General features: G+C 64.7%; 20 protein-coding genes. 5 read left to right on the top strand and 15 right to left on the bottom strand.

Annotation, left to right across the window (positions count from 1 at the left end; translation table 11 throughout):
* Positions 1 to 15: 15 nt before the first annotated feature.
* Positions 16 to 639 carry a phosphoribosylglycinamide formyltransferase gene (gene purN, locus HIM68_RS00100; RefSeq protein WP_172168621.1) on the bottom strand — a complete coding sequence of 208 codons (624 nt, stop codon included), beginning with the start codon at positions 637 to 639 and terminating at the stop codon, positions 16 to 18.
* Between the two features lie 102 nt (positions 640 to 741).
* Between purN and HIM68_RS00095 the strand changes: the two genes are divergently transcribed.
* On the top strand, positions 742 to 1,194 hold the full coding sequence (locus tag HIM68_RS00095; protein ID WP_101545186.1) for a hypothetical protein: 453 nt from the start codon (positions 742 to 744) through the stop codon (positions 1,192 to 1,194).
* Positions 1,195 to 1,360: 166 nt separating this feature from the next.
* Here the strand turns inward: HIM68_RS00095 and HIM68_RS00090 are convergent, their stop codons facing one another.
* Complete coding sequence (locus tag HIM68_RS00090; RefSeq protein ID WP_216656704.1) at positions 1,361 to 2,695, bottom strand: DUF6350 family protein; 1,335 nt, start codon at positions 2,693 to 2,695, stop codon at positions 1,361 to 1,363.
* Between the two features lie 115 nt (positions 2,696 to 2,810).
* On the opposite strand from HIM68_RS00090, the gene HIM68_RS00085 reads away from it, so the two are divergent.
* Positions 2,811 to 4,619 (top strand): hypothetical protein, encoded by a 1,809-nt coding sequence (locus HIM68_RS00085; protein ID WP_172168619.1) that lies wholly within the window; start codon positions 2,811 to 2,813, stop codon positions 4,617 to 4,619.
* 137 nt (positions 4,620 to 4,756) lie between these two features.
* On the opposite strand, the gene HIM68_RS00080 is transcribed toward HIM68_RS00085, so the two are convergent.
* The 10 genes from HIM68_RS00080 to clpS form a co-directional block, all read right to left on the bottom strand.
* Positions 4,757 to 6,175 carry an amidase gene (locus HIM68_RS00080; protein WP_139907324.1) on the bottom strand — a complete coding sequence of 473 codons (1,419 nt, stop codon included), beginning with the start codon at positions 6,173 to 6,175 and terminating at the stop codon, positions 4,757 to 4,759.
* 49 nt (positions 6,176 to 6,224) lie between these two features.
* On the bottom strand, positions 6,225 to 8,045 hold the full coding sequence (locus HIM68_RS00075) for an ABC transporter ATP-binding protein (protein ID WP_172168617.1): 1,821 nt from the start codon (positions 8,043 to 8,045) through the stop codon (positions 6,225 to 6,227).
* The gene (locus HIM68_RS00070) at positions 8,038 to 8,853 is read right to left on the bottom strand and encodes an ABC transporter permease (RefSeq protein ID WP_245396104.1); all 816 of its coding nucleotides are present in this window, start codon (positions 8,851 to 8,853) and stop codon (positions 8,038 to 8,040) included. The genes HIM68_RS00075 and HIM68_RS00070 overlap by 8 nt, the downstream gene beginning before the upstream one ends.
* 134 nt (positions 8,854 to 8,987) lie before the next feature.
* Entirely contained in the window at positions 8,988 to 9,935 is a 948-nt protein-coding gene (locus HIM68_RS00065) for an ABC transporter permease (protein WP_172168611.1), read from the bottom strand.
* Between the two features lie 12 nt (positions 9,936 to 9,947).
* On the bottom strand, positions 9,948 to 11,453 hold the full coding sequence (locus HIM68_RS00060; RefSeq protein ID WP_172168608.1) for an ABC transporter substrate-binding protein: 1,506 nt from the start codon (positions 11,451 to 11,453) through the stop codon (positions 9,948 to 9,950).
* Between the two features lie 126 nt (positions 11,454 to 11,579).
* Positions 11,580 to 12,185, bottom strand: coding sequence for an RdgB/HAM1 family non-canonical purine NTP pyrophosphatase (rdgB, locus tag HIM68_RS00055; RefSeq protein WP_139469688.1), 606 nt, complete (start codon positions 12,183 to 12,185; stop codon positions 11,580 to 11,582).
* On the bottom strand, positions 12,182 to 12,904 hold the full coding sequence (gene rph, locus HIM68_RS00050; RefSeq protein WP_139469689.1) for a ribonuclease PH: 723 nt from the start codon (positions 12,902 to 12,904) through the stop codon (positions 12,182 to 12,184). Before rph ends, rdgB begins: the two co-directional genes overlap by 4 nt.
* A gap of 58 nt (positions 12,905 to 12,962) precedes the next feature.
* Positions 12,963 to 13,784 (bottom strand): MBL fold metallo-hydrolase, encoded by an 822-nt coding sequence (locus HIM68_RS00045; protein WP_172168605.1) that lies wholly within the window; start codon positions 13,782 to 13,784, stop codon positions 12,963 to 12,965.
* Positions 13,781 to 14,359 (bottom strand): DUF2017 family protein, encoded by a 579-nt coding sequence (locus HIM68_RS00040; RefSeq protein WP_172168602.1) that lies wholly within the window; start codon positions 14,357 to 14,359, stop codon positions 13,781 to 13,783. The genes HIM68_RS00045 and HIM68_RS00040 overlap by 4 nt, the downstream gene beginning before the upstream one ends.
* A gap of 3 nt (positions 14,360 to 14,362) precedes the next feature.
* Entirely contained in the window at positions 14,363 to 14,668 is a 306-nt protein-coding gene (gene clpS, locus HIM68_RS00035) for an ATP-dependent Clp protease adapter ClpS (protein ID WP_101545203.1), read from the bottom strand.
* A gap of 52 nt (positions 14,669 to 14,720) precedes the next feature.
* On the opposite strand from clpS, the gene HIM68_RS00030 reads away from it, so the two are divergent.
* Complete coding sequence (locus tag HIM68_RS00030) at positions 14,721 to 16,040, top strand: nicotinate phosphoribosyltransferase (protein ID WP_172168599.1); 1,320 nt, start codon at positions 14,721 to 14,723, stop codon at positions 16,038 to 16,040.
* A gap of 112 nt (positions 16,041 to 16,152) precedes the next feature.
* Here HIM68_RS00030 and HIM68_RS00025 read toward each other — a convergent pair whose 3' ends face one another.
* Both HIM68_RS00025 and HIM68_RS00020 read right to left on the bottom strand, forming a co-directional pair.
* On the bottom strand, positions 16,153 to 17,946 hold the full coding sequence (locus HIM68_RS00025) for a DEAD/DEAH box helicase (RefSeq protein WP_139469693.1): 1,794 nt from the start codon (positions 17,944 to 17,946) through the stop codon (positions 16,153 to 16,155).
* Positions 17,947 to 18,201 carry a DUF3039 domain-containing protein gene (locus HIM68_RS00020; RefSeq protein WP_035320920.1) on the bottom strand — a complete coding sequence of 85 codons (255 nt, stop codon included), beginning with the start codon at positions 18,199 to 18,201 and terminating at the stop codon, positions 17,947 to 17,949. It abuts the gene before it with no gap.
* Between the two features lie 31 nt (positions 18,202 to 18,232).
* Between HIM68_RS00020 and HIM68_RS00015 the strand changes: the two genes are divergently transcribed.
* Positions 18,233 to 18,748: a flavin reductase family protein gene (locus tag HIM68_RS00015; RefSeq protein WP_139907318.1), complete on the top strand. Its 516-nt coding sequence runs from the start codon at positions 18,233 to 18,235 to the stop codon at positions 18,746 to 18,748.
* A gap of 279 nt (positions 18,749 to 19,027) precedes the next feature.
* On the opposite strand, the gene gdhA is transcribed toward HIM68_RS00015, so the two are convergent.
* A complete protein-coding gene (gdhA, locus tag HIM68_RS00010) occupies positions 19,028 to 20,374 on the bottom strand; it encodes an NADP-specific glutamate dehydrogenase (RefSeq protein WP_139907317.1) in 1,347 nt (448 codons plus the stop codon).
* Positions 20,375 to 20,500: 126 nt separating this feature from the next.
* Between gdhA and HIM68_RS00005 the strand changes: the two genes are divergently transcribed.
* On the top strand, positions 20,501 to 21,166 hold the full coding sequence (locus tag HIM68_RS00005) for a GNAT family N-acetyltransferase (RefSeq protein ID WP_367647391.1): 666 nt from the start codon (positions 20,501 to 20,503) through the stop codon (positions 21,164 to 21,166).
* Positions 21,167 to 21,320: the final 154 nt, after the last annotated feature.

The raw sequence follows: 21,320 nt of genomic DNA, 5'->3' as shown, positions 1-21,320 counted from the left end.
CTTCTCACGGCGGGGTCAGTGGGCGGTCATCGCCGAGGCGACATATCCGCGGACATGTCGCCCTTCGACGACGAGGTCGGTGTGGGCCAGATGTGCCAGCAGACGCACGAGCTCTTCGCGTTCCCGGGCTTTGATGTTCTCGTGCACGGTCTCCTCGGTGTCGTCATCGCCGATGGGCACCGCGTACTGAGTGATGATCGGTCCGGTGTCGACTCCGGTGTCGACGAGGTGGATGGTTCCGCCGGTCAGCTTCACCCCATGGGCGAGCGCGTCGCGGACCCCGTGTGCACCCGGGAACGACGGCAGCAGCGCCGGATGGGTGTTGATGATCCGGGACGGGAAGGCCTCGACGAAGCTGGGACCGAGGATGCGCATGAAACCGGCAGAGACCACCCAGTCCGGGGCGAGCTCGGCCACCGTGTCCTTCAGCGCCAGGTTCCACTCGTCGCGGTCGGCGAAGTCCTTGGGCCGGACGACGAAGGAGCGAATCTCGTGCTGTTCGGCTCGGGTCAGGACCCCTGCGGTGTCCGAGTCGGCCCCGATGGCGACGATGTCGACTCCACGGGTCCCGTCGGCGAAAGCGTCGATGACGGACTGCGTGAGGGTACCGGATCCTGATGCCAGAAGAACGATGCGCACCCGCACAGTCTAACGTCTGCAGCACATGGACGATGCCCTGCTGTCATCGTGCGGACACGGCCCGCCGAGGCATTTGTCAGTCGACTGTGAGAAACTGATCCAGTGACGTCACCGCAGAATACCGAAGAGAAGAAGGCGCCGACTCCCGAAGAGGAGGCACAGGCCGCACCGGCACGACACGGGCTCGTCCTGATACTGCTGATCCTCGCCTCGGTGCTGACGTTCACGTATCAGCTGCCGTTCAAGCTCGCCGCCATCGGCTTTGCCATCGCTGCCGTCGTCTGGTCGGTGAAGTACATCGTCGCCGTCGTCAAGACCAAGCAGCGCCGGAACATGTCCTTGGGCATCCTCGGTGGTCTGCTCAGCATCTACCTCATCTTCTCCACGATGTCCTCGGTCATCCTCTGGCCGGTGCAGTCGAAGTACGAGGAATGTCTGCGCGACGCGATCACGCAGCAGGCGCAGCTTTCATGCTCGAGTGAGTATCAGTCGGGTCTGGGTGACTGGTTCAAGCAGGTCACCGGCCAGGATCTCGACCTGCCCGGCACCAAGTGATCCACGGGGCCACGGTCCCGATCTTTCAACGCTGATCCCCTCACCGAGGATGCCCTCGGTTCACTCCTGGCCCGTCACCGAGGCGGACTTCCGTTCACGCCACAGCCGCGGTGAGTACGCTGCCTCACCGAGGCAGCCCAATCCGTCACCGAGGCGGCGCCCTCGTCTAACGCGGTTCGTCTTCGTCGACGATGTCGTCGGCGACCGGTTCCGCGTTGTCCTCATCGAACGCATCCGCTGTGCGGTCCTCTTCGAACGCGCCCGCTGTGCCATCCTCGTCGTCGGGGTACTCTTCGTCATCCTCAGCGAATTCAGTGTATTCGACGTGCAGACCGGAGAGTCTGATCAGTAGGAGGCCGGCGGCCATTCCCACACCGATCCACCCCGTGATCGCCAGCGCCGACGTCAGGGCCGAGGGTCCGAATCCGGAGAGACCCAGCGGGCCCAAGGCCCCACCGGCGAACAGTGCGATCACCTCGAGGGCGACGAACAGTATCCCGATCGCAAGCCCCAGTACCGTCCACGACTGTGCGGCGATGTCGCGGGCTCGGTCGCGGCCGAGGATGACGCACAGCAGACCGAGCAGCACGAGAAGCGCCGGTGCCGCCGCCGTCCAGGCGGGATAGTCACCGTCCAAGAGCTGCAGCACGTGCACATCGGGCACGGGCGCCGAGGTTGAGGTGAATGCAGAGCTCGTCCCGGCCCCGCCGATGCTCACTCCCGTCCCGGCGGTCCACGACAGGGCTGAGAAGAGGATGCTCGGGGCGAAGAGCGCCTGAACGACGATGAGGCCGATGCCTGCGGCGACCGGTGAGCTGTAGACCTGCACGGTGCCGGCGACATCGCTCCAGCGGATCACGATTCCGACGACGAGCACGATCGCACCGAGTGCCGCAGCGGCCCACAGCAGACGGCGTGCGAGTCCGACGGAGACAGTCCAGGTGTCATCGGCGATCACGGCCAGTCCGGGGATGTCACCGATTCCTCGCACCCGAATGAAGGCCCACGCCACAGCCGTGACGAGGAAGAGGAAGAGCCGAAGGAATCCGAGCGGAGTCACCGTGGCCTGGCCGACCAGGACCGCCACGACGAGCAGAGGACCGGCGTATGCCACGACGAATGTGCCCAGAGCCGTCCCCATGAGCGCCCACCATCCGCCGGGATCGTCGTCGCTCTCGGCCGGGCTGTCCGCTGCCGTGCTGCGGGCGACTCGTTTGGCCCCCGTTGCCACCAGCAGCCACAGGCCGACAGTCACGAGGCTCGGCGCCAGCGAGAAGTCGAATCCGAGGGTCGAGACACTCAGTCCTGACACCGTCGCCCACAGTGCGAACGCCCATTCGGGAATCGCCGAGTACGGCAGCTGCGAGCCGAGCCCGATGATCCAGAAGACGATGGCGACGACGAATCCCGCGGGAACGACGATGAGGTCGATCTTCACGACTTCCATGAGGGCTGCGAAGATCGTCCGACGGTAGGGCTGAGGGTGAGGAGAAGTGTGCATCAGGACCATTTTCGCCTAACCCGGCTCGGCTTCCCGGTATTGACCACGCGATTCCCTGCTCCGGGAAGTACAATTGCGCCAGGACAGGCTTGTACACGCAAAGGATGACCCCACGATGAGCAACGGGAACGATCACCCCAATTTCCCGCCACCACCCAGCGAGCCTCCGGAGAACGGCGGGTCGAAGCCCGAGTCGGAGTTGCCGACGGATGAGGGCCTTCCGGGTTCGGTCTCCGATGACGCCCCCACCGCAACCGGCGGTTCGGCTCAGTCCGGAAGCGGTTCCTCGGTGCCCGATGACCAGGCACCACCCTTGGGAGCTCCGGGCAACGATGCGCCGGAACGACCGACGGTCGCTCCGGCTGCTTCTCAGCAGAACCAACCGCCTCAGTATTCGGGCCCCGGCGCCCAGAACGATCAGTCCTTCATCTCCGGCCAGCAAGGCGGAGCCAACGGTCAGGGCGGCCCACAGGCGGGTCCCTATCCCGGTGCCCCGTCTCCGAGTGACCAGCCTCAGAACGGGCAGTATCCGAACAACCAGTACCAGAGCCCGCAGCAGCCGAACGGCGGCTACCCCGGGGCTCAATCGCAAGGCGCTCAGCCGCAGGGCGTCCAACAGCCAGGCGGTCAGTATTCGAATGCGGCATATCCGGGGGCGTCTAATCAGCCGTACCCCGGCGCTCAGGACCAGCCGGGCCAGTTTAACTCCGCCCAGAACCAGTCCGGGCAGTATCAGACGGGGTCGGGTCCGAACGCCCAACAGACCGGTTCCGGTCCTTCCCAGGCGATTCCGCAGCCTGCACCGGCTCCGGGTTTCGCCGGCGGTCAGAGCACCGCGACGCGTGCCGACAATCGCCCCGATAAGAAGAAGAGCAAACTTCCGCTCTTCATCACCCTCGGTGCGGTCGCGCTGGTCATCATCCTCGTCCTCGTCGGGTTCTTCGTCATCGGCAGCGTGAACAAGAACAAGTACGGACCCGACAAGGTCGCAGAGGACTACGTCGAAGCCCTGAACAAGGGTGATTTCGCAGCCGCGGAGAAGATCGCCCCCTCGACACGGCCTGAGGGCACGAACCTCGATCTGCTGCAGAAGGAATTCACCGATTCCTCATCGGCGAAGATCGAGAAGGCCAAGGTCGAATCGTCGAAGACCGACGGGGACAAGGGCACCGTCGTCGTGTCCTACGAGCTCGACGGCAGCCCCTACAATGTGGAGCTCTCTGCGACGAAGGACGGCAAACAGGACCTGTTCTTCGACAAGTGGACGATGAAGGGCCCCGACCTCAACGTCATCTCCCTCGATATCCCCGCTGCCGACGGTCTCGCCGTCAACGGCAAGGACTACAAGGCGAAGTCGGGCACCACGTCGTTCGCTGTCTACCCCGGCAGCTACGACTTCACGATTCCGAAGAGCAAGTGGATCTCCGAAGCTTCCGATACGGCCAAAGTGAACTTCCCGAAGGCCTTCGCCCCCGGCGGACAGCCGAACAAGGGCCAGGTGTCCCCCACCACCCTCAACCTCGATCTGTCCCCGACCGGCGCCTTCGACAAGGAAGTTCAGAAACAGGTCGAGAAGGAGCTCAAGAAGTGCTTCGACAACAAGAGCATCGAGCCGAAGTGCGACTTCATCAAGTACGACCCGACCGAGATCCCAGTCGGCGGTTCGGACAAGAAGCTCGATGATCTGGCGAAGAAGAACACCGCCAAATGGGACATGAAGGAGATGCCGAAGGTGAAGGCCAGCTTCGGCGCCGGAGACACGAACACCGGCTCGTTCTTCACCGAGAAGCCAGGCAAGTTCAACTTCTCCGTCGACGGCAAGAGGGCCGGCTCCTCGTACTTCTCCAACGGCAACTCCCTGTCGGTGTCCGGAAGCGTGAAGATCGACGGAGACAAGCTCTCGGTCGAATTCTTCGACTTCTGACCCCAGGGTCCACCGCCGACACGGTGCACCTCACCTCCCCGAGGTGAGACACCCACCGTCACCGAGGCGACGTCCAAGTCACAGCGGGCCTGTGACGACCGATTCCCGGTCGTCGCAGGCCCGCTGTCGTCGTTCTCTCAGACTCCGACCGACCTAGTCGGCAGCTCGAGGTCGGCCGCGGCTTCGAACCAGGCACCGGCGGCCATGACGAGTTCGTCGGCGAACCGTCGTCCGGCGATCTGCACTCCGATGGTCCGACCGTCGTCCATGGATCCGGCCAACACCGTCGCCGCAGGCTGTTCTGACATGTTGAACGGCATGGTGAACCCGATATGCCCCATCGGTTCGTGCACCTGCGGGTACGGCATCGGCTGCTCGGCCGGGAATGCCGCTTCCGGAGCTGTCGGCGAGATGACCAGGTCGAACTCGGCAGTTGCTTCGACCGTCCGCCGCCGGATCTCCTGAACGCTGTGATAGCAGCGCATCAGGTCGACTCCGCTGGTATCGGCTCCGTCCTGTGCCCACTGCTGGATATAAGGCAGAATGAGCGCCTGTTCGTCGACAGGCAGCGCCTTGAGGTCGGCCCACGACCGGACCCGCCAGAACAGATCCATGTCGCGGAGGTGATCATCGTCGATGAAAGGATCGACCGTGACGATTTCTGCACCGGCCGCAGAGAACCTCTCTGCCGCCTCGGTGACGGCCGAGCGCACCTGCGCCGCTGCGGCGACCCCGCACCCGGCGTCGAGCTGCACGCCGATGCGCAGTCCCCGCGGGTCGAAGGCTCCAGCCGAGTCGCTGCCCGGCAGAGACTGCGCATCATCGGCGGCGAAGCGCGGCAGCCGCGAATAGTCGCGATCGTCCGGGGCGGAGATGATGTCCATGGCGGCTTTGACGTCGGCCATCGTCCGCGCCAGCGGTCCCGCACATCTGCCCAGGTAGGGGGCGTCGAGAGGCACGCGGCCGAAGCTGGGCTTGAGCCCGGCCAGACCGAGCCACGTGCATGGCAGGCGGATGGATCCGCCGATGTCGGAGCCGATGTGGATGGGTCCGTATCCGGCGGCTGCCGCGGCTCCGGCTCCGGCGCTCGACCCTCCGGTCGTCAGGCTCGGGTCCAGCGGTGAACGGGTGATTCCGTGCAGAGAGGACACTCCTGAGGAGAGCATTCCCCAGTCGGGCATCGTCGTCGACCCGAGGATGACGGCTCCGGCTTCTTCGAGACGCTCGGTGATCGGGGCATCGTGGCCGGCCACCGGCATCTCCACCCAGGCGTGGCCGCTGGGCAGCGGAACTCCGCGGCGGGCGATGTTCTCCTTGATCGTCACGGGCACCCCGTCGAGGTCGCTCAACGGTCGTCCCTCTCGCCAGCGTGCTGCGCTGGCAGCGGCGGCGTCCCGGGAGCGTTCGTCGTCGCGGTGGAACAGGGCGTTGATGGTCGGTTCGCAGTCGTCCATGCGGTCGACGACCGCGGAGTGCACCTCGACCGGGTCGAAGTCCCCGCCGGCGAATCCGGCTGCCATTTCGGCCGCGCTGCGGTCGGCAAGCGATGTGGTCATATGCTGCCCTTTCTCTCGATGGTTCGTGGCGCCCTGCGCGCGAGCCGGTCTATCCGGCCGCGAGTGCTTCGGCCAGGCTCGGGGTGGCGGCGATGAGGCGCCGCGTGTACTCGTCCTGCGGGTTCGCGTAGATGTCCTCCGTCGCACCCGATTCGACGATCTGTCCGGCTCTCATGACGATGACCTCGGAGCACAGGTGTTTGACGACGCCGAGGTCGTGGGAGACGAAGAGGAGAGTCAGCGCGTACTCGTCGACGAGGTCGGTGAGCAGGTTGAGGACCTGCGCACGCACCGAGACGTCGAGGGCGGAGACCGGTTCGTCGGCGACGAGGATCTGCGGCCTGGTCACGAGGGCCCGGGCGATCGAGATGCGCTGTCGCTGCCCGCCGGAGAACTGGTGCGGGTACCGGCGCAGGGAGTCCTGGTCGAGGTCGACGGCGGCGATCATCTCCTCGACCCGTGCTGCGCGTTCGTCCTTGTCGACTCCGGCGGCGATGAGCGGTTCGGCGACGATGTCGGCGATGCGCATCCGCGGGTCGAGCGAGGCGAACGGATCCTGGAACACGATCTGCAGGTTCTCGCGCAGGCGGCGCAGAGCCTGTGAGCTCGCGGCTTCGACCCGGATGTCGCCGACGCGCACATGCCCGGTGGTCGGTCGGTCGAGGCCGGAGAGGATGTTCAGCAGCGTTGACTTCCCCGATCCCGACTCCCCCACGATGCCCAGGCGGGCTCCGGCCGCGACGCTGAAGTCGATCCCGCCCAGGGCGGTGACGTCCGATCGTCTGCGACCGAAGAGTCCGCGTCCGCGGAAGATCCGGGTGACGTCCGAGACCTCGATGAGCGGTGCCGATTCCCTCACCGAGGGGGTTCGGTGGTCATCCCTCACCGAGGTGGTCCTGACGCTGTCTTCGTCCGTCGACCCCGCAACGGCCGTGCCGGTGTGATCCGGTCGGGTCGAGATCTGCGGTTCGTCACGAAGATCCCCCGGCTCCTCCACATCGACCGACGCCTCTGCTTCGCCGATCTGCGGCCCCGAGTAGGCGAGCGCGGTCTTGAGCGTGAAGAGTCGGCCGCGGTCGTCTGTGGCTTCGAGATCCGAGGATGCCAGGAGCCCCCGCGTGTACTCGTGCTTGGGCGCGGTGAAGATCTCGTCGACGCTGCCGGACTCGACGATGCGGCCGTGGTACATGACGATGACCCGATCGCAGACTCCGGCGACGACCGCGAGGTCGTGAGTGATGAACAGCAGTCCAGCCTCCACCGCCGAGACCCTCTCGGCGATGAGGTCGAGCATATGCTTCTGCACTGTGACGTCGAGGGCGGTGGTGGGCTCGTCGCAGATGAGCAGCCTCGGCGAATTGGCCAGGGCGATCGCGAGCATGACCCGCTGCCGCTGCCCGCCCGACAGCTGGTGCGGGTAGGCGAACCGGGCGCTGTCGGGGTCGGGCATGTGGACGTCGCGGAGCAGTTCGCGCACACGCGTCGGAATCTGCCCCCGCGGCGCCTTGCCATGGAGGCGCAGCACTTCGGCGATCTGGTCGCCGATGCGCATGAGCGGATTGAGGGCGCTCATGGGTTCCTGGAACACCATGGACACGATGTCCGAGCGCAGCCCGGCCAGGGTCTTCTCGTTCGCTTCGAGAAGGTTCCCGGAGTGCCCCTGCAGGTGCACCTGGCCACGGGCGTGCAGCTCTTCTGGCAGCAGACCCATCACGGACTGAGCGGTCAGCGATTTCCCCGACCCGGATTCGCCGATGAGTCCGACCCGCTCGCCCGGCGCCAGGCTGAGTCTGACATCGTGGAGCACCGGAGCGTCCGCTCCGGCAGGGGTGATGGTGAGGTCACGGACCTCGAGCAGGTTCTCAGGCACCTCGCGCCTCCATCTTCGGGTCGAACCGGTCGCGCAGCCCATCGCCCAAGAGATTGAATCCGAGCACCGCGAGTGCAATGAACACTCCCGGCCACAGAGCGAGCTCGGGGTGGGTGGACAGGTACTGCTGGGACTCCTGCAGCATCCGGCCCCACGACGGGGTCGGGGCCTGGGTGCCGAGTCCGAGGAAGGACAGCCCTGCCTCGGCGAGGACGGAGATCGCGAAGGCCACGGACGCCTGGACGATGACCATTCCGGCGATGTTCGGCAGCACGTGGACGACGGCGATGGCCGGGATCCGACGGTTCGAAGCTCGCGCGGCGCGGACGTATTCGGAGCCCAGCACCTGCAGCGTGCCGGAGCGTGCGACGCGCGCGAAGCCGGGGATCGCGGCGATGCCGACGGCGACCATGGCCGGTCCCGTCCCCGGCGAGTAGACGGCAGCGAAGATGATCGCCAGCAGCAGCGCGGGGAAGGCCAACAGGATGTCGTTGGCCCGCATGATCACCGCGTCGAGCCACATTCCCCACGGCTGTTTCGCGAAGAAGGCGGAGATTATTCCGATCGGGGTGCCGATGAGCAGGGCGATGCCGACGGCGACGACCCCGACGAGCAGCGTGATCCGCGCCCCGACCATCACCCAGGTCAGCGTGTCCCGTCCGAAGGTGTCGGTGCCGAACGGGTGGGTGAGGCTGCCGCTCTGCAGTCGGGCGGCGGGGTCGATCGTGGTCGGGTCGTACGGGGTCCACACGAAGGAGATGAGAGCGAGTCCGACGATGAGCACGACGAGGCCCGCGCCGATGATCATCGATGCGTTCGCCCGCCGTCCGCTCCTGCGGGACCGGCCCGGCCCGATCTTCGCCGAGGCGGTCGCGTCGGTCGCGTCTAGAGCGACGGGATCGACGTGGTCGCTGGGGCTCTGGGCACTGGTCGGGGTCGGGTTCATGCGGCGTTCCTGATCCGGGGGTCGACGATGGGCACGAGGATGTCGACGATGAGGTTGATGATGAGCACGAGCAGGACGAGGACCATGACGATGCCCTGCACCGCTACGAGGTCACGGTTGGCGACGGCGCGGACGAGTTCGGAGCCGATTCCGGGCAGAACGAAGATCTGTTCGATGATCACGGCCCCGACCAGCAGGGTGGCCAGTTGGACTCCGGCGACGGTGATGACGGGAATCGCCGCATTGCGCAGTCCGTGCGCGAACAGCGCCTTCGTCTTGGTCAGTCCCTTGGCCCGGGCGGTGCGGATATAGTCTTCCCGCATCACATCGAGCACGGCCGAACGAACGTAGCGGGTGAGGATCGCCGCCTGCACGAGAGCAAGCGACACGACCGGCAGGACGAGGCGGAGAAGGAAGCCGCCGAGGCCCTCGATCGGAGCCATCCAGCCTTGGGACGGGAACCATCCGAGGGTCAGAGAGAAGATGATGACGAGGATGATCGCGGCCAGGAAGTTCGGGATCGCGATGCCGACCTGGCTGATCGCCGAGATCGTCACGCCGATCCAGTTGCGCTGCTCGAGGGCGGCGAAGGTGCCCAGGGGCACGGCGATGAGGATGGACACGGCGATGGCGGCGATGACGAGGATCGCCGTGACCTGGACGCTGTCGACGATGACGGGAGTGATCTCGGCACCTGTGACGTAGGAGGTGCCGAAGTCTCCGGTGAGCATTCCTCCCATCCAGTCGAAGTACCGGATGAGAGGTGGCCGATCAAGCCCGTATTGGGCTTCGAGCGACGCTACTGCCTCCGGGGTGGCATTCGTTCCCAGCGCCACCTGTGCCGCATTGCCCGGCAGCAGGCTCATCAGGGCGAAGATCACCACCGAGGCGACGAGGAGGGACAGCGCGAACTGGATCGCGCGGTTGATTGCGTAGGTGAGCATCGACGTGCGCGGTCAGGACCAGCTGAGGTCGGCGATCTTGAATGCGTCGGAGACGCGGTTGGCGGGTATCCCCTCGACTCCGGACTTGGCGATGACGAGATTCGGGAACAGGAACAGGAAGTCCGAGGCGGCATCCTCGGTGATCGTCCGCGCGATCTTCTTCATTCCCGAGATGTACTCGTCGTCGGTTCCGGTATCGGCTTTGTCTGCCAGCTTCTTGATCGTCGAATCGTCGTAGCCGATGTAGTAGTCCTTCGAGAACACGGTGAGGATGTCGCGCGGTTCGGCATGGTTGATCACCGACATGTCGTAATCGTGTTCGGTGAAGGTCTTGTCCAACCACACGGCTGGGAACTCCTGAGTCGAGATCTTCGCCTTCAGTCCGACCTCTTCGAGCTGCGCGGAGACGATTTCGGAGATCGCCTTCGCGTACGGCAGGTTCGGCACGGTGAAGGCGAATTCCTCGCCCTTGATCCCGGCTTCGTCGACGAGCTGCTTGGCCTTCTTCGGATCGTACTTCCACACCCCGGTGAGGTCTTCGTAGTACGGGTCGGTCGGGGGAACCATCGAGCCGATGAGCTCGCCGAAGCCCGCCCAGGCCGTGTCGAGGACGGCCTTGCGGTCGATCGCATGCATCACGGCTTCACGGGCCTTCTTGTCTTTGAAGATGCCCTCGGCGTTGTTCATCGACAGCACGACTTCGCCGTTCGTAGTGCCGGAGACGATCTGATAGTCGTCGCTTTGGAACTCTCCGGCCAGTTCGGGGGCCTGGAGGTTGGAGACGAGGTCGATCTCCCCGGACTTCAGGGCGTTCGAGGCCGAAACCGCGTCTTTGAAGTATTTGAACTGGACCGAGTTCAGGGACGGCTTCTCGCCCCAGTAGTCGTCGCGGGCGGCGAAGTCGATGGACTGTCCGCGTGTGAATTTTTCGATCGCGAAGGGACCGGTGCCGACGGCTTCGTTCGCCAGGTCGTCGGTGCCTTCGGTGTCGAAGACGGCTCCGACGAGGCTGGTGAGGTTGAACAGCCAGGTGTTCGACGGTTTCTTCAGTTCGATCGTGACGGTGGAGTCGTCCGGGGTCTCGATGGACTCGACGATGTCCATCTTCGACTTCAGCGCGTTCTTCCAGTCCTTCTGCACTCGTTCATAGGAGTACTTGACGTCTTCGCTGGTGAAGTCCGCACCGTTAGAGAACTTCACACCATCCTGGAGTTCGAAGGTGTAGGTCTTGCGGTCATCGGACAGTGTCCAGTCCTTGGCCAGTGCGGGCTGGATCTCCCCCTCGCCGTCCAACCGGACGAGCGATTCGTAGACGTTCTCCATCAGCGCTTCGGGAATGGCGACTCCCGAGGTGGAGGTGAAGTCGAGGTTGACCGGTTCGGCGGTGAAGGCAATCGTCATCGAGTCCTTCTTCTGCGCATCGCCTCCGGTGTCGGAGGCTCCGGCCGAACAGCCTGTGATCAGCAGGCTCGTGGCGGCCGCTGCCGCCACCCACGTCATGATGCGCGGAGTCTTCATTGTTCTCCTCGATTTCGCCGACCACGAAGAGGGTCGTTCGCCAACACTCAAGCATCGTCAGTGTATCCGAAGTTCTCAGCTGGTGAGGCGGCTGTGTTCAGATGCTGAGCGTTTCGAGGAGGAGGTTCAGAGATTCGATTCGTCGGCGAGAATCGCGGCCAGTGCGTCGAAGGCGAATCGGCGGTGGGAGCGTGAGTTCTTCTCCTCAGGCGTCATCTCGGCGGCACTGAGTTCGGAACCCTCGGGGACGAAGATCGGGTCATATCCGAAGCCGTTCTCGCCCTTGGGTTCGGTGGCCAGGCGCCCGGGCATGACTCCTTCGGCGGTGAACTCACGTCCGTCGGCGGTCACAGCGGCCGCCGCGCAGCGGAACTGCGCTCCGCGGTGTTCGGCCGCGATGTCGCCCAGCTGAGCGAGCAGGAGTTCGAGGTTCGCACGATCGTCTCCGTGCCGGCCGGACCAGCGAGCGGAGAAGATGCCCGGTGCACCGCCGAGCACGTCGACGCTGATTCCCGAGTCGTCGGCGATGGCGGTGTGCCCTGTCGCAGCGGCCGCGGCACGCGCCTTGATGAGTGCGTTCTCGGTGAACGTGACTCCGGTTTCGGCGACATCGCCGAGTCCCGCCTCGGCGGCGGTGAGCACCTGGGTGTCAGCACCGAGGACGGGCCCGAGGATGGTCAGCAGCTCGCGCTTCTTGCCCTCGTTGTGAGTGGCCAGGACGAAGGTCGTCATCCGGCGAGCACTTCGGACTGGATGCGGGTGAGTTCGGTGCACCCGTGGCCGGCGAGGTCGAGCAGCTTGCCGAGTTCGTCGCGGTCGAACGGTGCGCCCTCCGCGGTGCCCTGGACTTCGATGAACTTTCCGGACCCGGTCATGACGACGTTCATGTCCGTCTCGGCGCGGGAGTCTTCGACGTACGGCAGGTCGAGGAGGGGCTCTCCGTCGATGATGCCGACGCTGACGGCCGCCACTGAGTCGATGAGCGGCTGGTGGGCGGCGGGGATCAGCCCGGTCGAGCGCCCCTTGTCGATGGCCTTCGCCAGCGCAACGTAGGCACCGGTGATCGAGGCGGTGCGGGTGCCGCCGTCGGCCTGGAGGACGTCGCAGTCGAGGACGAGGGTGTTCTCTCCGAGCTTGTCCATGTCGATGACGGCGCGCAGGCTGCGACCGATGAGACGGGAGATCTCGTGAGTGCGTCCGCCCTGTTTGCCCTTGACCGATTCGCGGGTGCTGCGGGAATCGGTGGCGCGCGGGAGCATGGCGTATTCGGCGGTGACCCAGCCGCGGCCCTGGCCCTTGAGCCAACGGGGCACGCCTTCGGTCAGTGAGGCCGCGCAGAGGACGCGGGTGTTGCCGAATTCCACGAGCGCGGACCCTTCGGCTGTATTGATCCAGTCCGGAGTGATCCGGACTTCACGGAGTTCGTCTGCTGCACGGCCGTCTGCTCGCACTGTCTGCCTCTTTCGTCTCGGTGGTGGTGTCTGCTGGTCGCCGGCGATCGTCGCCGGCTCACACTGTCCAGGTGGCTCCGGGCTTCGCCAGCTCGATGGGTCCACGGTACTCCCCGGCCGCCTCACCGCGAACGATGGAGCAGTCTGTCCAGACCGGGATGTGGGTGAGCACGAGCGCGGACGCCGCGGCGTTCTGCGCCACTCGCCCGGCGCGCTTGCCGGTGAGGTGGATGCCGCGCGCAGTGTCGCGGTCTTCCTGGAAAGCGGCTTCGCAGAGGAAGAGGTCGGCGTCTTTTGCCGCTGCGACGAGGTTGTCGCACTCATCGCTGTCGCCCGAATACGTGATGACCTTGCCGGCCGCATCCGTGATCCGCAGAGCATAGGCCTCGACGGGGTGGTCGACGAGGAAGGATTCGATGGTCAGGGAGCCGATCTGGTGACGACTGCCGTGGTCGATGTCGGTGAATTCGAAGGCGTGGTCGAAGTCCGAGTCGTCTCCCCCGTTGGCCACCGGGGACTTTCCGGGATCCGTGTAATAGGCCCTGGACAGGCGTTCCTTCGCACCGGCCGGCGCGAACACCGGAGTGCGCGTGCGGATCGTTCCCGTGTCGGAGATGTCGCCGTTGAAGAACTTCGGGTCGAAGCAGTGTTTGACGTAGAGGCCGGTCATATCCATGCAGTGATCCGGATGGAGGTGGCTGAACACGATTCCGGAGAGACGATCGGTGTCGACCGTCTCCTGCAGGGGGCTGAGCGCACCGGACCCGAGATCGAGGATGATGCGAGTGGGTGTGTCCTCATCGGTTTCGATGAGGTAGCAGCTGGCGAGGGCGCCGCGTCCTGGGAAGGAGCCTGCGGTGCCGATTGCGGTGAGTCTCATATCTCGTCATCCCCTTGCGTCTGGCCGAGCAAGGTCGTCGTCAGTCGGTCCTGAATCCACGTCAGGAAGTCGTACAGGGTCAGGGTGAGGTCTTCGGATTCGGAGAGGTCCTCACGGTGGGCGTACTTCTCCTCCTGCGCCTCCTCGGTGTCGATCCCGAGGCGGACAGCGAGGACGAGTCGCAGATCGTTGAGGCCCTTCATCCAGGCGAGCACCTCGTCCCGTGTCAGGGAGATGTCATTGCCCTTGCTCAGTCCCAGCAGCACGAGGCGCACATTGTGCGCTTTGGCCTGTTTGAGATCGAACTCGGTGAGGCGGCGGAACTCCGCTGAACGCTCATCGTCCTCGGGATCGACGTCGGGCAGCAGCCGCAGCAGCGCCGGGTCCTCCGGACGGGGACGGTCGACGAGTCCGAGCCGGGCTTCCCAGTTCTCCGAGTCCGGACGGTCGTCATCGCTGTCGCTGTCTTCGGCCAGCAGAGCCGCAAGATCGGTGAACACCGTGAGCATGAGCGAGCGTTCGTTGTCTTGCAGGGTGAGGACGACATCGTCCCCTCGTGCGTCGATAGCGGCCATGTGTCAGTCGGATCCTGAATCGGGTTGGCACGCGGCCCACAGGCCGTATTCGTGCATCGCTTGGGTGTCTCGTTCCATGGCTTCGCGGCCTCCGGTGGCAACGACGGACCGCCCGTTCTCATGGACTTCGAGCATAAGTGAGTGGGCTTTCTCCTCGGAGTAGCCGAAGTAGGTCTGGAACACGAAACTGACATAGCTCATGAGGTTGACCGGGTCGTTGAAGACCACGGTCCGCCAGGGCTTGGCCAGGTTCTCGGAGGGTCGGACGTCGACCTCCGGCTCCAGGACTGGTGTCGTTGGGTTGCTCACGTTTCCACCATACGGCAGAACACTGACGCTGTCGTGACGTAAGATCGCGCCTATGAGTGATCTCACACGGACCGATTCGACGGCTTTCTTCACGGATCAGTACGAATTGACGATGGTGCAGGCGGCCCTGGAATCCGGTGCCGCTCACCGGAAGAGCCTCTTCGAGGTATTCGGCCGCAGCCTTCCCGCAGGTCGCCGCTACGGTGTCGTCGCCGGCACCGGTCGGATCCTCGAGATGATCCGCGACTTCCGCTTCGACGATGCCGAGCTCTCGTTCCTCAGCAGGGAGAACATCGTCGACAAGCGCACCATCGACTGGTTGGCCGACTATCGGTTCTCCGGCAATATCCGCGGCTATGCAGAAGGGGAGATCTACTTCCCCGGCTCACCGCTGCTGACGATCGAATCGACGTTCGCCGAGGGCGTCATCTTGGAGACGCTCATCCTGTCGGCGATGAACTATGACTGTGCGGTCGCCTCGGCAGCGTCCCGAATGGCTCAGGCGGCCGGCGATCGCCCCTGCGCGGAGATGGGCGGGCGACGCACGAACGAGCATGCGGCCGTGGCTGCGGCTCGGGCCGCGGTCATCGGCGGCTTCGCCTCGACGTCGAACCTGGCCGCCGGCCTGCAGTACGGTCTGCGCACGATCGGCACCTCGGCCCACTCGTTCACCCTGCTCCACGATTCCGAGCGGGAGGCCTTCGCCGCTCAGCTGAAGTCGCTCGGCACCGATACGACTCTGCTCCTGGACACCTATGACGTCGAGGCGGCGCTGACCACGGCGATCGAGCTGGCCGGGCCGAACCTCGGCGGAGTGCGCATCGATTCCGGCGATCTCATCGAACAGGCCAGTGAGGTGCGCGAGAGCCTTGACCGCCTCGGCGCCCGCGACACGACGATCACCGTCACGAGCGATCTCGACGAGTATGCGATCGCCGCATTGGCCGCCTCGCCCGTCGACTCGTACGGTGTCGGCACGCGGGTGGTCACCGGTTCAGGTGCCCCGGCCGCCGGCCTGGTGTACAAGCTCGTGGCTCGTGCCGATGAGGCCGGCGAGTGGACCTCGGTGGCCAAGAACTCCTCCGGCAAGCCCTCACGCGGCGGACACAAGGAAGCGCTGCGCCTCATCGACGGTCCGATCGCCGTGGAGGAAGCCGTCGGCATTCCGAGCCTGCCCGATGATCTCGGCGAAGGCCGTCGGCTCAGCGTCGATCTCGTCGTCGACGGTGAGGTCGATGAGTCGTTCATCGGCGCGGCAGGAGTGAAGAAGGCCTGCGCCCGACATGACGAGTCTTTGGCGGAGCTGCCGCGTTCGGCCAGGCGCCTGCAGGACGGCGAGCCCGCCATTCCCACCGTGTTCTACTCCGCCTGATCCACACCCGGCCCACCGCGAATCGACGAAGCCGCCGAGGCAGACATTGCGTCTGCTTCGGCGGCTTCGTCAGCCTCATGCCGACAGGGTCTCCCCTGCCGACATCCGGTGCTCACTTCTTGCCGACGAACCAGCCCTGCAGCTTCTTGATCCGAGCCTGGATCTGCTCCCGCGTGGCTTGAGCGACGGCCGGTCCCCCACATGCCTTGCGCAGTTCGACGTGAACGTTCTGGTGCGGCGTTCCGGTACGTCTGGACCAAGCGCCCACGAGGCTCTGGAGCTGGTTGCGCTCTTCCTTCATCGCTCGGTGCTCGAGCTCGCTCGTCTCCGTCTCAGGGGCCGGAGGAGCCGCCGCGGTCTTGCGCTTCGCCTGCCGGGCCTGCTGAGTGCTCAGCAGCTCACGCACCTGATCGGGTTCGAGCAGGCCGGGGATGCCGATGAAGTCGAGTTCATCCTCGGAGCCGATGGCTCCGCCGGTGCCGAATTCACCGCCGTCGTAGAGGACACGGTCGAACAGGGCTTCGGCGCCGAGCGCTTCGAAGGAGCCGAGCTGGTCCGACGAGGCGCCCTCGTTGCGGTTCGCCTGCTCCATGGCCTGATCGTCGAAGACGACGACATCGTTCTCGTCCTCGTTCTTCGGGCGATCGAGGGCATGATCGCGTTCGGCTTCCATCGAGTTCGCCAGGGCCAGCAGCACGGGCACCGAGGGCAGGAACACCGAGGCGGTCTCGCCGCGTTTGCGGGCACGCACGAAGCGCCCGATGGCCTGCGCGAAGAACAGCGGCGTCGACGAGGAGGTCGCGTAGACGCCGACACACAATCGGGGAACGTCGACGCCTTCGGAGACCATCCGCACGGCGACCATCCACCGGTCGGTCGAGTTCTGGAACTGTTCGATCCGCTCCGAGGCTCCCGCCTCGTCGGAGAGCACAACGGTCGGCTTCTCACCGGTGATCTCGTGCAGTCGTTTGGCGTAGGCTCGGGCCGCCTCTTGGTCGGTGGCGATGACGAGGCCGCCGGCGTCGTGGACGGTGCGTCGGACCTCGGTCAATCGCATATCTGCGGCTTTGAGGACCGCCGGGATCCAGTCGCCCTTCGGGTCGAGGGCCGTGCGCCAGGCCTGCGAGTTGATGTCCTTCGTCGTCTCCTCGCCCAGGACGTGCGACATCTCGTCGCCGGCCTTGGTCCGCCAGGTCATGGCGCCGGCGTAGGCGAGGAAGAGGACGGGGCGGACGACGGAGTCCTTGAGCGCTCGACCGTAGCCGTACGAATAGTCCGCCACCGAGGTGCGGATGCCGTTCTCGTCGGGTGCGTAGGTGACGAATGGGATCGGTGAGGTGTCGGAACGGAACGGTGTTCCGGTCAGGGACAGCCGACGGACCGCGGGGCCGAAGGCCTCTCGCACGGCATCGCCCCACGACAGGGCGTCACCTCCGTGGTGGACCTCGTCGAGGATGACCAGAGTGCGGCCGGCGGCCGTCCGGTTGTGGTGGAGAACGGGTTTGGCAGCGACCTGCGCGTAGGTCAGGGCCACTCCGTGGTAGCCGGGTGCGTGTTTGCCTTGGGAGTTCTTGAAGTGCGGGTCGAGCTTGATGCCCACGCGTGCTGCCGAGTCGGCCCACTGCACCTTGAGGTGTTCGGTGGGAGCGACGACTGTGACACGGTTGACGACTCGCTGGGCCAGCAGTTCGGCCGCCAGCCGCAGAGCGAAGGTGGTCTTACCTGCTCCTGGGGTCGCGACCGCGAGGAAGTCCTTGGGCTGCTTCTGGAAGTAGAGTTCGAGAGCCTCAGCCTGCCAGGCACGCAGCTTTCCCGCCGTTCCCCATGCTGCGCGCTCGGGGAATGCCGGTGGTAGCTGTTCTGCCGCGGAGGTCCCTGGTGCTGTTGGGAGACGATCCGCGGACATCTACTCCTGCGGTCCTTCGGACATCGTCTCGTAGATCTCTTTGCACTTGGGGCAGATCGGGAACCGCTCGGGGTCGCGCGTGGGGACCCACACCTTTCCGCACAAGGCGATCAGCGGAGTCCCGGTCACCATGGACTCCATGATCTTGTCCTTGGGCGCGTAGTGGCTGAAGCGCTCGTGATCGCCGGGCTCGACTAGCTGCTCGGACTGCTCGCGCTCGATCGTTGCTGAACCGCCTGAAGCTGGAATGGTCATGGCTCCATTGTAGTTCCCTAGAATGAGAGTCATGGACCAGGCCTACGACGATTCCCTCACAGAACGCTACCGCGAGCTCAGCGACGACATCGCTGCGGCGGTCGCCGTGGTCTCCGCTACCCGTGGCAGTGCCCTGCATGCGATCACCGTCGATTCGTTTCTCGACGTGTCGTACGATCCCCCGACGATGGCCGTCAGCGTCTATTCCGGCTCTCGGATGATGGAGACTCTGGAGACGAGTTCCCACTTTGCGATCTCGCTGCTCAACTCAGACCAGCGCGACATCTCCGAACGCCTCGGCGCTTCGGGCCAACCACTGTACGGATCGCTCAAAGGCATCGACACTTTTCCCGCCCCTCATGCCGGACAGCCGGTGCTCACCGAGGCAATCGCCTGGTTCGAGCTCAAGCTCACCGAGGTGCTCGAGGTTGCGACCCACAATCTCGTCGTCGGGGAGGTGGTGTCCATGGGCGCGGGCGCCGATGCGGGAACGAGTCGTCCCCTGCTGCGTTGGCGAAAAGGCTACGGAACCATCGGAAAGCGCTGACCTTCTCGTCTGGCTCTGACCGGTCCCTGATCACGAACCCACCCAGCACGGTCGACACGGACCGACAGGCAGGACACAGCTATCGGGGTCGATCGCGGGCTCACAGCGTACGACAGAGGCTCTGCTCAGGACCGACGGCTTCGTGGAGAAGTTCACCGGTTCTGAGCAGAGCCTGTCTTGTGGTTTGGGTTGTCAGCCTCGACTGTCAGCGCTGATCGCGGTCGTCCTGTCGGCTGTGCACAGGCGCTTTGGTCGCCCGGCCGCCGATGGACCAGACGATCAGACGACTCCCTGGGCGAGCATTGCCTCGGAAACGCGGATGAAACCTGCGATGTTGGCGCCGGCGACGTAGTCTCCGGGCTGGCCGAACTCGTCGGCCGCAGCCGCGCAGCTGTCGTGGACATCGCCCATGATCTCGGCCAGGCGCGCCTCGGTGAAGTCGAAGTCCCACGAGTCGCGGCTGGCGTTCTGCTGCATTTCGAGCGCACTGGTCGCGACACCGCCGGCGTTTGCGGCCTTGCCGGGGGCGAAGAGGACGCCGGCCTCGGAGAAGATCTTCACGGCTTCCGGCGTGCAGGGCATGTTCGCGCCTTCGGCGAGGGCGATAACTCCGTTCTTGACCAGAGTCGCAGCCGAGTCCCCGTCGAGCTCGTTCTGAGTCGCACATGGCAGTGCGACGTCGACCTCGACGTCCCAGACGTTTCCACCCTCGTGGTAGGTCGCGCGTCCCCCGCGCTGCTCCACGTATTCGGAGATGCGTCCCCGCTCTTCGAACTTGATGCGCTTGACGAGTTCGGTGTCGATTCCGTCCGGGTCATGGATGAAGCCGGCCGAGTCGGACATCGTGATGACGGTGCCGCCGAAGGCCGTGACCTTCTCTGCGGCGAATACTGCGACATTTCCCGAACCGGAGATCGAGACAGTGCGACCGTCGATGTTCTTCTTCGCGGCGGCGAGCATGTCCTTGAGGAAGTACACGACGCCGAAGCCGGTGGCTTCGGTACGGACCATGGAACCGCCGTAGGACAGTCCCTTGCCGGTGAGCACACCTGCTTCATAGGAGTTCGTCATGCGCTTGTACTGGCCGAAGAGGTAGCCGATCTCCCGACCACCGACGCCGATGTCACCCGCGGGCACATCGCGATACTCACCGATGTGACGGTACAGCTCGGTCATGAACGACTGGCAGAACCGCATGACTTCGCGGTCGCTGCGGCCCTTCGGGTCGAAGTCAGATCCGCCTTTGCCGCCGCCGATGGGCAGGCCGGTGATGGCGTTCTTGAAGATCTGCTCGAAACCAAGGAACTTGACGATGCCGAGGTTCACCGAGGGGTGGAACCGCAGACCGCCCTTGTAGGGGCCGAGAGCCGAGTTGAACTGCACGCGGAAGGCGCGGTTGATCTGCACGACTCCGGAGTCATCGATCCAGGGAACCCGGAAGATGATCTGGCGTTCGGGCTCGCAGAGCCGCTCGAGCGCGGAGAGTTCCAGGTATTCGGGGTGCTTGTCCACGACGGGGCCCAGGGAATAGAGAACTTCCTGTACCGCTTGGTGAAACTCCGACTCTCCAGGGTTACGTTGGAGCACTGTGTCGAAGATTGGCTGCAGTGATGGATGTAGACTCATGCGCACAAACATACCGTGACCCGTATAACAACAATCCGAGCGACCAGATAATGGACAGCGCTGTCCGGTCACTTCAAGTGGGATATAAGTCTTCCGCGCAGTTCCAGGGCCACTGAACCCGAAAGAATGGGCACAAGGCACATGGACATCTCGGAGATCTGGCCGCCGTTCGCACTTCATCTGCGATCAGATGATATGGAACTCTCACCCGTAAGAGAGGCCGATATTCCGGAACTCGCACAGATCGCGCGAGGCGGAGTGAGACGTGATGGAATCGAAGCCTTCCTCGTCAATTGGGACTCGGGCACCGATGAGCAGGTAGCACGAAGCCTCGCTCAATACCACTGGTCCACTAGAGCGAACTTCACCGTAGATGAGTGGACGATCGAGTTCACGGTCAGAGTCAATGGCAGGGCCATCGGAGTTCAGGGTGTGACCGGACGTCGGTTTCCACTCACGAGGACAGTCTCGACAGGATCATGGTTGGCGCTGCCTGAACAGGGCTGCGGATACGGCACCAGAATGCGAAGGATGATCATCGAAGCCTTCACCAGATACTTCGGTGCCGCACGATTTGACACAGCATACTTCGACGGCAATGACGCCAGCCGGCGGGTATCGGAGAAGCTCGGCTACTCCCCCAATGGTGATCGAAGCGCTGCCGGTCAGAACGGCACGGTCCTGACCGAACACCGCATGGTGCTCCGCGCCGAGGACTACGTCCACACAGACAGTGACCTACAAGTCACCGGCGCCGAAGCCTTCCGAACCTTCCTCACTATTACTACCTGACGGCGGCGCAGCAACCCCGCGCCAGGTAGCAGTACCCCCGTCAGGTAGTAATAAGCACCGGGCATCCCACCCACACACGAACACACTCGTTCGTGAATACAGTAATGGCCCCGCCCAAAAACTGGACGAGGCCATCACCTTAAAAAATATCGCG

It is taken from the genome of Brevibacterium sp. CT2-23B (assembly GCF_013168765.1).
GTDB lineage: Bacteria > Actinomycetota > Actinomycetes > Actinomycetales > Brevibacteriaceae > Brevibacterium > Brevibacterium sediminis.
The sequence above is the reverse complement of the archived record's forward strand: the minus strand, read 5'-3'. Positions and strand labels throughout refer to the sequence as shown.